14 protein-coding genes are annotated in these 12,628 nt (G+C 62.5%); 9 read left to right on the forward strand and 5 right to left on the reverse strand.

Going from position 1 to position 12,628, the window contains the following annotated elements; translation table 11 throughout:
- Window positions 1-227: 227 nt before the first annotated feature.
- The gene (locus RA20_RS07680) at window positions 228-953 is read right to left on the reverse strand and encodes a uroporphyrinogen-III synthase (protein ID WP_039126365.1); all 726 of its coding nucleotides are present in this window, start codon (window positions 951-953) and stop codon (window positions 228-230) included.
- 74 nt (window positions 954-1,027) lie between these two features.
- Between RA20_RS07680 and tsaD the strand changes: the two genes are divergently transcribed.
- The 6 genes from tsaD to RA20_RS07710 all read left to right on the forward strand — a co-directional run bounded on the left by tsaD (window position 1,028) and on the right by RA20_RS07710 (window position 5,155).
- A complete protein-coding gene (tsaD, locus tag RA20_RS07685) occupies window positions 1,028-2,125 on the forward strand; it encodes a tRNA (adenosine(37)-N6)-threonylcarbamoyltransferase complex transferase subunit TsaD (protein ID WP_039126368.1) in 1,098 nt (365 codons plus the stop codon).
- Window positions 2,122-3,084: an NAD(P)H-dependent glycerol-3-phosphate dehydrogenase gene (locus tag RA20_RS07690; protein WP_039126371.1), complete on the forward strand. Its 963-nt coding sequence runs from the start codon at window positions 2,122-2,124 to the stop codon at window positions 3,082-3,084. The genes tsaD and RA20_RS07690 overlap by 4 nt, the downstream gene beginning before the upstream one ends.
- A 1-nt stretch (window position 3,085) precedes the next feature.
- Window positions 3,086-3,358, forward strand: a complete 273-nt coding sequence (locus tag RA20_RS07695; protein ID WP_039126373.1) for a YciI family protein — start codon at window positions 3,086-3,088, stop codon at window positions 3,356-3,358.
- On the forward strand, window positions 3,358-3,780 hold the full coding sequence (locus RA20_RS07700; protein ID WP_039126377.1) for an EVE domain-containing protein: 423 nt from the start codon (window positions 3,358-3,360) through the stop codon (window positions 3,778-3,780). Before RA20_RS07695 ends, RA20_RS07700 begins: the two co-directional genes overlap by 1 nt.
- Window positions 3,781-3,825: 45 nt before the next feature.
- On the forward strand, window positions 3,826-4,221 hold the full coding sequence (locus RA20_RS07705; RefSeq protein WP_039126380.1) for a DUF1761 domain-containing protein: 396 nt from the start codon (window positions 3,826-3,828) through the stop codon (window positions 4,219-4,221).
- A gap of 286 nt (window positions 4,222-4,507) precedes the next feature.
- The gene (locus tag RA20_RS07710) at window positions 4,508-5,155 is read left to right on the forward strand and encodes a DUF899 family protein (protein WP_052248883.1); all 648 of its coding nucleotides are present in this window, start codon (window positions 4,508-4,510) and stop codon (window positions 5,153-5,155) included.
- Window positions 5,156-5,320: 165 nt separating this feature from the next.
- On the opposite strand, the gene ahcY is transcribed toward RA20_RS07710, so the two are convergent.
- Together ahcY and RA20_RS07720 are read right to left on the reverse strand one after the other, a co-directional pair.
- A complete protein-coding gene (ahcY, locus tag RA20_RS07715; protein ID WP_039126386.1) occupies window positions 5,321-6,709 on the reverse strand; it encodes an adenosylhomocysteinase in 1,389 nt (462 codons plus the stop codon).
- Window positions 6,710-6,859: 150 nt separating this feature from the next.
- Window positions 6,860-7,174, reverse strand: a complete 315-nt coding sequence (locus RA20_RS07720; protein ID WP_039126389.1) for a hypothetical protein — start codon at window positions 7,172-7,174, stop codon at window positions 6,860-6,862.
- A gap of 256 nt (window positions 7,175-7,430) precedes the next feature.
- Here RA20_RS07720 and RA20_RS07725 point away from each other — a divergent pair, with 256 nt between their 5' ends.
- On the forward strand, window positions 7,431-8,021 hold the full coding sequence (locus tag RA20_RS07725) for an HD domain-containing protein (protein WP_039126392.1): 591 nt from the start codon (window positions 7,431-7,433) through the stop codon (window positions 8,019-8,021).
- Window positions 8,022-8,183: 162 nt separating this feature from the next.
- On the opposite strand, the gene RA20_RS07730 is transcribed toward RA20_RS07725, so the two are convergent.
- Window positions 8,184-8,738, reverse strand: coding sequence for an ActR/PrrA/RegA family redox response regulator transcription factor (locus RA20_RS07730; protein WP_039126394.1), 555 nt, complete (start codon window positions 8,736-8,738; stop codon window positions 8,184-8,186).
- A gap of 78 nt (window positions 8,739-8,816) precedes the next feature.
- Complete coding sequence (locus RA20_RS07735; RefSeq protein ID WP_039126397.1) at window positions 8,817-9,437, reverse strand: SCO family protein; 621 nt, start codon at window positions 9,435-9,437, stop codon at window positions 8,817-8,819.
- 116 nt (window positions 9,438-9,553) lie between these two features.
- Between RA20_RS07735 and regB the strand changes: the two genes are divergently transcribed.
- On the forward strand, window positions 9,554-10,951 hold the full coding sequence (gene regB, locus RA20_RS07740) for a sensor histidine kinase RegB (protein WP_039126400.1): 1,398 nt from the start codon (window positions 9,554-9,556) through the stop codon (window positions 10,949-10,951).
- Window positions 10,952-11,039: 88 nt separating this feature from the next.
- Window positions 11,040-12,587, forward strand: coding sequence for a PAS-domain containing protein (locus tag RA20_RS07745; RefSeq protein WP_039126404.1), 1,548 nt, complete (start codon window positions 11,040-11,042; stop codon window positions 12,585-12,587).
- The last annotated feature ends 41 nt before the right edge of the window (window positions 12,588-12,628 follow it).

Here is a 12,628-nt window from a genome sequence, read left to right on the forward strand (position 1 = left end):
GGTCTCGGTCTCGGTCTCGGAAACCGGGGACTCCATATCGTCGGATGCGTCAACCGCCTCTTCAGCAGCGTCCGCAGTCACGTCTTGTTCTGAAGTCTCTGCAACATCTTCTGCCGGCTGGGTCTCACCGGGGCCGGGCTCAATCACGTCTTCCGGATTTTTCTTGTCAGCCACGCCGGCTTCCCCCCTCGATTCCTAAAAATACATTCTTTCGAACACACTGGACACTACTCTGCGCGATCCTTGCCCTCAAGCCGGGATAGCTGCGCTGCGGCATCAAGGACGGCCTCGCCCATAGCCTGAGCATCCGGAGCCCTACTTACGCGCAACGTCTTGCATTTCAAGCCTTTCAGAGGGCCAGCCACCGCCTGGCTCAGCGCAATCAGATGCAAATTCGCCCCGTCCCCGCACAGATTGGCAAAATGGCGCGCAGTTCTGGGAGAGAAAAGCGGCACGATCACGTCATTTTGCGCAGCGATTGCCGCTTGTGCTTCTTCAGGCAGCGGCAGCAGCACCTGATCGTAAACAACCTGTTCGCGGCAGATCAGTCCGGCATCCGTCAAACGCTGTGCGATTTCCCCCCGCGCATGCGCTCCGCGAAGATGCAGCAGCGGCGCCTCTGGGCATTGTGAAGCCAGTGCTGCCACCAGTTCATCCGCGCAGGTTCCGAGGCAGGATGCCTCCCAGCCCTCCGCCGCCGCGGCCTTGGCGGTGCGCTGCCCCACGCAAAAAGCAGGCAGGCGGGCAGCGGTTTCACGTGAAGCGGCCGCGACCCCGTTTGCAGAAGTGAAAATCACGGCCTCGGCGTCCCTGAGCAATACGGGCGCATTTGCCGGGCGGATTTCGATCAGCGGCGCATAAATCACCTGCATATCCGCGCACTCCGCATCCGGCAGCCCGGCCACGAAGCTCTCTGCCGCCGCCAGCGGGCGTGTCATCAGCAAAGCGGCCATCGCAGGGCTCCCGGGATTGTTTGCAGGCAGCTTAGGTGGTAGCCCCGGCTGCAATTCGATGCAACGGTAAGGCCATGACAAAGACCCTGACCATTCTGGGGCTGGAGAGCAGCTGCGACGACACCGCCGCCGCCGTGGTGCGGCAGTCAGAGGACGCGGCACCTGAAGTTCTGTCTTCGATCGTGTTCGGCCAGACCGAACTGCACAGCGCCTATGGCGGCGTGGTGCCCGAGATCGCCGCGCGCGCCCATGCCGAAAAGCTGGACCTCTGCGTCCGCGATGCGCTGGCCGAGGCCGGGCTGACACTGAAGGACATGGATGCGGTTGCAGTGACAGCCGGTCCCGGCCTGATCGGCGGCGTAATGTCCGGCGTGATGTGCGCCAAGGGGATCGCGGCTGCCACCGGCCTGCCGCTGGTGGGCGTGAACCATCTGGCGGGCCATGCGCTGACACCGCGGCTGACGGATGGTATCGCCTATCCCTACCTGATGCTGCTGGTCTCCGGCGGCCATTGCCAGTACCTGCTGGCGCGAGGGCCGGAGGATTTCACGCGGCTCGGCGGCACCATCGACGACGCGCCCGGCGAGGCGTTCGACAAGACTGCCCGCCTTTTAGGCCTGCCGCAGCCCGGCGGACCCTCGGTCCAGGCTGAGGCCGAAGGCGGCGACCCCAAACGCTTCCGCTTCCCGCGGCCCCTGCTGGACCGGCCGGATTGCAACCTGTCATTCTCGGGCCTGAAAACCGCGCTGATGCGGATGCGGGATCAGATCGTGGCAGAGAAAGGCGGCCTCACCCGCCAGGACCGCGCCGACCTCTGTGCCGGTTTCCAGGCGGCTGTGGTGGATACGCTGGCCGAGAAAACCCGCCGCGCGATCCGCCTTTACATGGAAGAACAGCCGGCGCAGCCAACCGTCGCCGTGGCTGGCGGTGTTGCGGCAAATACCGCCATTCGCGCCGCGTTAGAGACTGTTTGTGCTGAAGCTGGCGCTGCCTTTACCGCGCCGCCGCTGCGGCTTTGCACGGACAATGCCGCGATGATCGCCTATGCGGGCCTCGAGCGGTTCAAGGCGGGTGCGCGCGACGGGCTGGACCTGACCGCCCGCCCGCGCTGGCCGCTGGACCAAAGCAGCCCGGCACTGATCGGATCCGGCCGCAAGGGAGCCAAGGCATGAGCATTTCTGTACTGGGATCAGGCGCGTTCGGCACCGCTTTGGCCATCTCTCTGGCCGGCAACGGGCCGATGACCCTCTGGGCCCGCAACGCCATGAAGGCGCAGTCGATGCAGGACAGCCGCCGCAACGGCACCCGCCTGCCCGGCGTGGCGCTGCCGGAGAATCTGTCGATCACTGCAGATATTGCGCAGGCCTGCGCATCTGACGTGCTGCTGCTGGCGGTGCCGATGCAGACTCTGCGCGAGGTTCTGGAAGAGCATCAGGCACATATGGGCAGCAAGACGCTTGTTGCCTGCTGCAAGGGGATCGAGCTGGACTCTGGCCTGGGTCCGGTTGCCGTCATCCAGGAAGCCCTGCCGGAAGCAGACGCCGCCCTGCTGACCGGTCCGAGCTTTGCGGCCGACATTGCCCGCGGGCTGCCGACCGCCCTGACCCTTGCCTGCGGCGACGCAGAGCAATGCAAGGTGCTGCAGGAGCAGCTGACCACCGCCAACCTGCGTCTTTACCGCACAACGGACACTGCCGGCGCCGAGATCGGCGGCGCGCTGAAGAACGTCATGGCGATTGCCTGCGGCGCTGTCATCGGTGCGGGCCTTGGCGACAGCGCCCGCGCCGCCTTGATGACCCGCGGCTATGCCGAGATGCAGAGGATGGCGCTGGCCTGCGGCGCCAAGGCGGAAACGTTGGCCGGGCTTTCCGGTTTCGGAGACCTCACGCTCACCTGCAGCTCCGACCTCTCCCGCAACTACCGTCTGGGTCTTTCCATCGGCCGCGGCGAGGAATTTGATTCCAGCATTACGGTCGAAGGCGCCGCCACCGCGCGGGCCGTTGCAGCGCAGGCCCAGCGGATGGGATTGGACATGCCGATCACACTCACGGTAACCAATTTGCTCGATCAGCGCTTGACGATCAGCGAGGCAGCGGCACATTTGCTTAAAAGACCATTAAAAGAGGAATAAAATGCTCATCGCATTGATTGCCCGCGACAAACCCGGCGCCCTGCAGACCCGTCTCGACAACCGCGACGCGCATCTGGCCTATATCAACGACACCGGTGTTGTGGCACAGGCCGGCCCGCTGCTGGATCAGGATGGCAATATGGCCGGCTCTCTGGTTATTCTGGACGTCGAAGACATGGCAGCCGGCCAGGCCTGGGCGGACAACGATCCCTACAACAAGGCAGGCCTGTTTGAAGCTGTCGAACTGATCACCTGGAAAAAGGTCATCGGCTGATGCGTTACTGGCTGTTCAAATCCGAACCCTCCACCTGGAGCTGGGACAACCAGGTCTCCAAAGGCGAAGACGGTGAAGAATGGGACGGCGTGCGCAACTACCAGGCGCGCAATTTCATGCGCGAGATGAAAATCGGCGATCGCGGTTTTTTCTATCACTCGCAGAAGGAAAAATCCGTGGTCGGCATCGTCGAGGTCTGCGCCGAGGCGCATCCCGACAGCACCACCGAAGACGCGCGCTGGGAATGCGTGGACATCAAGGCGGTGCGCCCCTTTGCCAAGCCAGTCACCCTGGACCAGATCAAGGGTGACCCGCGGCTGGAAGAGATGGTGCTGGTCAAAAACTCCCGCCTGTCAGTGCAACCGGTGAGCGAAGCCGAATGGACCGCCATCTGTGCGCTGGGGGAGACAGATCCCGGCTGATCTGCCAAGCTGCTCTCCACAGGCAGAAAAATCAGGGAGAGCATCATGGAACTTGTAAGTGTGATTGCGGCAGCGGCGGCTGCCTTTGTGCTGGGCGCAGTTTATTACGGTGCCTTGGCCAAGCCCTGGGTCGAGGCCGCGGGGGTGGAATGCGATGAGACCGGCAAGCCGAAGGGCGGCCAGAGCCCGGCGATCTTTGCCATGGCCTTTGTTCTGCAGCTGATCGTCGTTGGCATGATGCGCCATGTATTCACCCTGTCGGGCATTGATTCCCTGGGCGCGGGCCTGGTCGGCGGTGCCGGTGTCGGGCTGTTTTTCATCAGCCCCTGGATCGCGCTGAACAACATGTATGGGATGCGGCCGGTGAAACTGACGCTGATCGACGGCGGCTATGCCACGCTGGCCTGCGCTGCTGCCGGCGCGGTCCTGGGGCTGTTCTGATACCGCTGCGTCTAAATTGAAAAAGGGAAGGTCTTGGGGACAAACAAGACCTTCCCTTCCACCCCGCGTGCTCCATATCCACCACACGCGTATGAAAATCTGTGTCTTGGCCGTCCTGACCGTGACATCAGGTATAGGCTGCCCGGCCCCGATTCCGCAAAGCAATAACCCGGACAATGCGAGACAAATGGGAATGGCCGCTTAAGCCGCGGACCGGACTTGACAGGCAGCTCTTTTATTTAACAGTATTGTTAAATATAGATCAGCCAGCCAGGAAAGGCACATCATGCCTGTAAGCCTCCCCAACGAAAGCGCTGCCTACCGGGCGGCCCGCAACGAACTGCTGAAAGCCGAGCTTGCGCTCAGGGCGCAGACGGAAGAAGTCGCCGCCCTGCGCCGCGCTCTGCCGGAAGGCGGGCTGGTTGCACAAGACTACAGCTTCCGCAGCACCAGCGGGGCTGAGGTCTCCATGCAGGACCTGTTCGGCGGCCACAGCACCCTCGCCATCTATTCGCTGATGTACGGATCGCAGGCCAAGGCCGCCTGCCCGATGTGCGCTGCCTTCCTGGACGGCTGGCGCGGGCAGGTTTCCCACGCGCAAGAGCGGATGGCGTTTGCCGTTGTCGCGCAATCCTCACCGGAGCGGCTAACGGCGCTGCAGGAGGACAAAGGCTGGCAGGCGCTGCCGCTCTATTCTGCTGAGGGCACCAGCTATCAGCAGGACTACCTGGCTGAGAATGACACCGGCGCGCAGCTGCCGATGCTGCATGTCTTTACCCGCACAGGGGACAGCATCCGGCATTTCTGGGGGTCCGAGATGTTCTTTGAGCCCAGCCCCTGGCAGCCCCGCCACATCGATGCGCTGTGGCCACTCTGGAGCTTGTTTGACCTGACACCCGAAGGCCGCGGCAGCCATATGCCAAACCAGCGCTGAGCATTGATCAGCCTGCCCTTCTGATGAGGGCGGCGCCCTCCCGCGGGGAGGGTCGGGCGCTGCCCGGCAGTGCCGCCGGGCGGATCGTTGTTGTCGAGATGATTTGACAAAAGAAAAGCGCCGCCGGATTGCTACAGCGGCGCCTATTCTTCCAAGCGGAACCGCTTAGTAGCGGTAGTGCTCCGGCTTGAACGGGCCTTCCGGCTTCACGCCGATGTAGGCAGCCTGCTCAGAGCTCAGTTGGGTCAGTTTGACGCCGATACGGCCCAGGTGCAGGCGGGCGACTTTCTCGTCCAGATGCTTGGGCAGGATGTAGACGTCGTTTTCGTAGTTGTCGCCGCGGGTCCACAGTTCGATCTGCGCCAGCACCTGGTTGGTGAAGGAAGCGGACATCACGAACGACGGGTGGCCGGTGGCGTTGCCGAGGTTCAGCAGACGGCCTTCGGACAGCAGGATGATGCGGCTGCCCGAGGGCATCTCGATCATGTCCACCTGGTCCTTGATGTTGGTCCACTTGTGGTTCTTCAGCGCCGCGACCTGGATTTCATTGTCGAAGTGGCCGATGTTGCCGACGATCGCCATGTCCTTCATCTCGCGCATGTGCTCGATGCGGATCACGTCCTTGTTGCCGGTGGTGGTGATGAACACGTCGGCGGTTGCGACTTCATCTTCCAGCAGGGTGACCTCAAAGCCGTCCATGGCGGCCTGCAGGGCGCAGATCGGGTCGGCTTCGGTCACTTTCACCCGGGCGCCGGCGCCGCGCAGCGAGGCAGCCGAGCCTTTGCCCACGTCGCCATAGCCGCACACCACAGCGACCTTGCCGGCCATCATGGTGTCGGTGGCGCGGCGGATGCCGTCGACCAGCGATTCCTTGCAGCCGTATTTGTTGTCGAACTTCGACTTGGTGACCGAGTCATTGACGTTGATCGCCGGGAACGGCAGCTGGCCGTTCTTCTGCAGATCATAAAGGCGGTGCACGCCGGTGGTGGTTTCCTCGGAAACACCCAGGATCGCGTCGCGGGTCTTGGTGAACCAGCCCGGGGAAGCCTCCATGCGTTTCTGGATCTGTGCCTTGATAACCGCTTCTTCCTCAGACTGCGGCACCGGGATGATCTCTTCGCCTGCTTCGGCACGGGCACCCAGCAGCACATAAAGGGTGGCGTCACCGCCATCGTCGAGGATCAGGTTGGCGCCTTCCGGGAACATGAAGGATTTATCCAGATAGTCCCAATGCTCTTCCAAGGTCTGGCCCTTGATCGCAAAGACCGGAATGCCGGCTTCGGCAATTGCCGCGGCAGCGTGGTCCTGGGTTGAGAAGATGTTGCACGACGCCCAGCGCACATCTGCGCCCAGCGCCACCAGCGTTTCAATCAGAACCGCGGTCTGGATGGTCATATGCAGCGAGCCGACGATGCGGGCGCCTTTCAGCGGTTTGCTTTCACCGTACTCCTCGCGCAGTGCCATCAGGCCCGGCATCTCGGTTTCAGCGATATCCAGCTCTTTGCGGCCAAAGCCTGCCAGCGCGATGTCTTTGACGATATAATCCCCGGCCATAGTCTGCTCCATTCCGGTTACACGTTATCTTGCCGAAGGCCCTAACACCGGGAGTGTTTAGATTCAACGAAGATACCGGCAACCTGAGAATTCAACTCAGGCCGTCTGGACGGTTCAGGCTGTTGGGGGAGCCCGCCTGGGCGGCCAAGCTCAGCTTGGCGTGCCCGGGACTTTCTTTACTTCCTTAACCTGGAAGAATGAGGAACCGGTTGCCACAACGCAGCTGATTCCGTTTGCATGTGTCACCAGAACAGTGAAGGTTCCGGTTTCATCCGACGACCAGACCTCGATCACAGTGGCCTCGGGACGGCTTTTTTGCAGCCCGCCGGCTGTCAGCCGCTCGGAGTATCCGCTTTCCAGCTTGGCGGTCATGACTTCACGGTCGCCGCAGCTGGCAGCCAGGGCCGGCGGAGCGGTTGCCGCCATGCCGAACAGCAGGGAAAGACCTAACAGACGCTTAAACATGACTTGCTCCTTTCGTTCGCATCACGTTCGCGAAAGGGGCTTGCCTGGGAGGGGCAATGACCCCTGTCGTACTAATAATATGGGGTCGCAACGGGCATTTTTCAAACTCACAACCGGTCACCCTGGCGTCACACAGGGTAAGGCGGCTGCATCTTTCTGCGCCGCAATTTTGCTGATTTCAGCCTATGGAATCCGGGGCTTGCACGGTATTCTGAGACCTCACGCAGGCAGAAGCAAAAAATCTGAAAGGCAGCCCATGAAACACCCCCGCGCCTGGCAACGGATGCTTTCTGGCCGCCGCCTGGACCTGCTGGATCCGACGCCGGTGGATATCGAGATTGAGGACATTGCCCACGGCCTCGCCTTTGTCGCCCGCTGGAACGGGCAGACCCGGGGCGACTTTGCTTATTCAGTCGCTGAGCATTCGCTGCTGGTTGAGGACATTTTCACCCGGATGCAGCCCAAGGCGCCGGTCAAATGGCGGCTGGCGGCGCTGCTGCACGACGCACCGGAATACGTCATCGGCGACATGATCTCGCCGGTGAAGGCTGCCGTAGGACCGGGATACGGAGAGCTGGACCTGCGGCTGACCGCGGCAATCCACCTGCGCTTCGGCCTGCCCGCTGTGCTGCCCAAGACCGTCAAGGCGCAGATCAAACGGGCCGACAAGGTCAGCGCCTGGATGGAGGCGGTGCAGATTGCCGGGTTTTCCGAGAAGGAGGCCACCAAGTTCTTCGGCAGGCCAAATGAAGACATCGTCCGCAACCTGGAGATTCATCTGCGCCCGCCTGTTGAGGTACGGCAGGATTTCGTGGCCCGGCATCTTGAGCTGCTTGAGCTGCTTTAGGCGGCCGCTGCCGAACCTGCACATCCGAAATGGCAATGCAAAGGCTGCAGAGACCCGCGGGCGCGCGCAATCGCGCCGCCCCATGGGAACGGGTCGGCGCGGCCCGGCTTGCTGCCGGGCGAGCCTCATCCGCAAGGCGAAGAGGTCTATTCCGATGTAGCCCTAGCGCGGGCTGCGCTTGGCCAGGATCCGCTGCAGGGTGCGGCGGTGCATGTTCAGGCGCCGGGCAGTTTCCGAGACATTGCGGTCGCAAAGCTCATAGATCCGCTGGATATGCTCCCAGCGCACCCGGTCGGCGCTCATCGGGTTCTCCGGCGGCGGCGGCAGCTCATCGCCGCTGGCCAGCAGCGCGTTCATGATGTCGGTGGCATCGGCCGGCTTGGACAGATAATCAGTCGCGCCGATCTTGACCGCGGCAACTGCGGTGGCAATGGCACCGTATCCGGTCAGCACCACAACCCGGCTGTCGGGCCGCTTTTCGCGCAGCACTTCGACCACGTCGAGGCCGTTGCCATCCTCCAGCCGCAGGTCGACCACGGCATAGGCCGGCGGGCGCGCTGTGGCGATGGCGCTGCCTGCGGCGACCGAGCCGGCAGTCTCAACCTCAAAGCCGCGTTTCTCCATTGCCTTGGCCAAACGCCGCAGAAACGGCTCGTCGTCATCGACCAGCAGCAGCGTCTTGTCGGGTCCAATGTCCTGCAGAGCAGTTTCGGCCATGCCCGGTCCTCCGCGAAGTTTTTCAGTTCACGCAAGAATATGACCGGGCAAGGGGAAAGGTCAAACAGCTATCCTGCTTCAGATTTTCTCGACGAAACAGGCGGTTTTGTCGGCCATCTGCTCCGCCGTTTCATCGCGGCGGAAGAACTCGACAAAGCCATCCTCGGGCAGCACCAGGTAGGAGAAGGTGGAGTGGTCGACCAGGTAGTAATCCTCGTCGCCTTCGTTCTTCTTGAAGTAGGTCTTATAGGCTTTGCTGGCCGCCTTGACCTGGTCCAGCGAACCGGTGAGGCCAATCATCTTTTCATGCAGGTTTTCGGCAAAATCGCCAACGGCCTCAGGGGTATCGCGGTCCGGGTCGATGGAGATGAACACCGGCGTCACACTGATTCCGCGCTCCGCCAGAACGTCGACGGCATCGGCGTTGCGGGCCGAATCCATCGGGCAGACATCGGGACAGAAGGTGTAGCCGAAGTAGACGATTGACGGCTCGGTGATCACGTCCTTGTCGGTCACCGTCTCACCCTGTGCGTTGACCAGCTCGAACGGCCCGCCGATGGTATCCGCGCCGCCGGCGATCTGGCTGCTGCGGCACTGTGCGAATTTGTCGCCCCCGCCGCCTCCGCGTGTCAGCATCCAGGCGCCGCCCAGCAGGGCAGCAACAAAAACGGCAGCAAGAAGAGCATAAAGGCGGGTCATGAGATCACACTTTTCGTCAGGGAAGGGTTGTTGATCGTTTGCGGCGCCAGACCTATCAAGAAATACAGCCGATGCAACTGGCGCACGGCGTCACATCTGCGGGAGCACCGAAGCACATGAGCGAACGCCCTTACCGGCTGCTGAGCGGCCAGGAGCACAGCAACTGGATCCGGCTGCGCACCCTGATCCTGCTGCGCTGGGTTGCAATTGCGGGCCAGGTGACGGCCATCGCCGTTGCCCAGTACCGCTTCAACCTGCAGCTGGAGCTGGCGCTGTGCTACCTCGCCATCGGCGTTTCGGCCGCGGGCAATCTGATCGCCGTCTTTGCCTTCCCGGAAAACAAGCGCCTGAGCGAGTTCGAGAACTTCCTGATGGTGCTGTTCGACCTCCTGCAGCTGGCGTTCCTGTTGTATCTGACCGGCGGGCTCAACAACCCCTTTGCGCTCTTGGTGCTGGGGCCGGTGACAATTTCCGCTGCGGTGATGGGGCTGCGCTCCACCCTGATCATCGGCGCCACAGCCATCATCCTGGTCACCCTGATGGCCGAGTTCCACCTGCCGCTGCGCACCGAGCAGGGGTTCATTCTGCGCATTCCGGATGTGTTCATCTTCGGCAACTGGATTGCGATTGTGATCGCCATTCTGTTCATCGGGGCCTATTCCTTCCGGGTCAGCAACGAGATGCGGTCGATGTCGGACGCGCTGAGCGCCACCCAGCTGGCCTTGTCGCGCGAGCAGAAGCTGACCGATCTGGGCGGTGTGGTTGCGGCCGCCGCGCATGAGCTGGGCACGCCGCTTGCGACCATAAAACTCACCAGCGCTGAGCTGATCGAAGAGCTGGATGACCGCCCCGACCTGCGCGAGGATGCCGCCCTGATCCGCGAGCAGGCTGACCGCTGCCGCGACATCCTGCGCAGCATGGGCCGGGCCGGCAAAGACGACCTGCACCTGCGGCAGGCTCCGTTCTCGACCCTGGTGAACGAGGCCGCCGAGCCGCATATGAACCGCGGCAAGGCGATCCTCTACAATGAGGAGCCGCTGGAGGGCGGGGATTTCCAGCAGCCGACCGTGATGCGGAAACCCGAGATCATTCACGGGCTGCGGAACCTGGTGCAAAATGCCGTCGACTTTGCCAAAACCACCGTCTGGATTGATGCCGCCTGGAACGACGACCGGATCATCCTGCGGATCTGCGATGACGGCCGCGGCTTCCCGCCTCAGCTGATCGGCCGGATCGGCGACCCCTTTGTGCGCCGCCGCCGCGGCGAGAGCGAACTGAAACAGCGGCCGGAGTATGAAGGCATGGGCCTGGGCCTGTTCATTGCCAAAACCCTGCTGGAGCGCACCGGCGCGCAGCTGCGATTCGCCAACGGAACCGACACCTTCCAGACCCTCAACCCCTACCAGGACCGCCGCGGCGCAATTGTCGAGGTGTCCTGGCCGCGCAAAAAGATCGATGCCCTTGCCGGCGGCGGCAGCCCGGCGCTCGGAAAAAATATTCCTCTAGAAATTTAACTATTCACTTTTGGGCAACCAATTAAACTTGATTTAACCTTTATTAGGGAACCATGCCGGTAAACGAGAGCTGAACTGGGCAGGAAACATGCAGAACTTCGCTTCGATCGAATGGTTTGTACTGGCAGCACTGTGCGCCGCAACCGCCGCGGCCGCGGTCTGGTGGCTGTCGCCAACGCCCCGCCGCCGCGGCATGGAACATGACCTGCTGGCCGGTGACGGCCGCACCGATGCGGTGTTCCTGTTCGACGAAAACAGCCTGATCGGCTGGTCCTCCGGCGCCCGCAAGTTCATTGGCGACCAGGCCGAGAACTTCGACTGGAGCATGCTGCGCGACCAGCTTGCCCGCAGCTACCCCGGCCTGCCGCAATCCCCTGGTTTTCTTAAGGATGTCGGCCCGCTGGTGCTCTCCGGCACCGCCTCTGCCGAAAGCCGCGAGGCGCATTGCGAATGGATTGACGGAGTCACCCGGGTGCAATTGCGCCGCAGCACCCTGGAAGAGCAGAACAAATCCCTGGATCAGGAACTGACCACCCTGCGTGCCGCTGTGCATCAGGCCCCCTACCCGGTCTGGCTGCAGTCGGAAGAGGGCAATGTCACCTGGTCCAACCTTGCCTATGACGATCTCAGCCAGAAGATCCGCGGCCGCAGCGCCGATTTTGCGGAGCCCCTGTTCACCGATCTGCACGACCCGATGACCAGCGGAAAGCCTGAGCGAATCTCCATCCCGCTGCCGGAAAGCAGCAAAAAGCTGTGGTACAACGTCTCGACCACCGAAACCGAGGCCGGCTGGCTGTGCCATGCGGTGGACGTCAACGCCGTGGTCGACGCCGAGGTCGCACAGCGCAACTTTGTGCAGACCCTGGCCAAGACTTTTGCCCAGCTGTCGATCGGCCTTGCAATCTTTGACCGCAACCGCCAGCTGGTGCTGTTCAACCCGGTGCTGATCGACCTGACCGCCCTGCCCGCAAATTTCCTCAGCTCGCGCCCGAACCTGCTGACCTTCTTCGACCGGCTGCGCGACCAGCGGATGATGCCGGAACCGAAAAGCTATTCCAGCTGGCGCCACCAGATGGCCGACCTGCTGGAAGCTGCCGCCGAAGGCCGTTACCAGGAAACATGGTCGCTGCCGTCGGGCTCGGTCTACAAGGTCTCGGGCCGGCCGCACCCCGATGGCGCCATCGCCTTCCTGTTCGAGGACATCACCGCCGAAGTGACCCTGACCCGCCAATTCCGGTCCGAGCTGGAAATGGGCCAGTCAATCATGGATCAGATGGACGAAGCGATTGCGGTTTTCGCCAACGATGGCAGCATGACATTCTCCAACAGCGCCTATGGCAGCTTGTGGCAGATGGACCCGGAGGCCAGCTTTGCCAAAGTCTCGATCATGGACGCCAGCCGCGTCTGGCAGGACACCTGCGCCCCCACCCCGGTCTGGGGCGAGATCCGCGACTTTGTCGCCGGCTGCGAAGGGCGGGATACCTGGTGGTCCCATGTGCAGCTGCGTGACGGAACGGCAATGATCTGCAAGGTCTCCGCGATCCAGAACGGTGCCACCATGGTCAGGTTCCACACCCCGGAAACTGCCACTTTGCCAGCGGATCAGGAGCGTTTCCCCGCCCTCAGTCAAAACTGAACCCGGAAACCCGCTTGCAGCAGGCAAACGGCGGCGCCATT

The organism is Leisingera sp. ANG-Vp (assembly GCF_000813725.1).
GTDB lineage: Bacteria > Pseudomonadota > Alphaproteobacteria > Rhodobacterales > Rhodobacteraceae > Leisingera.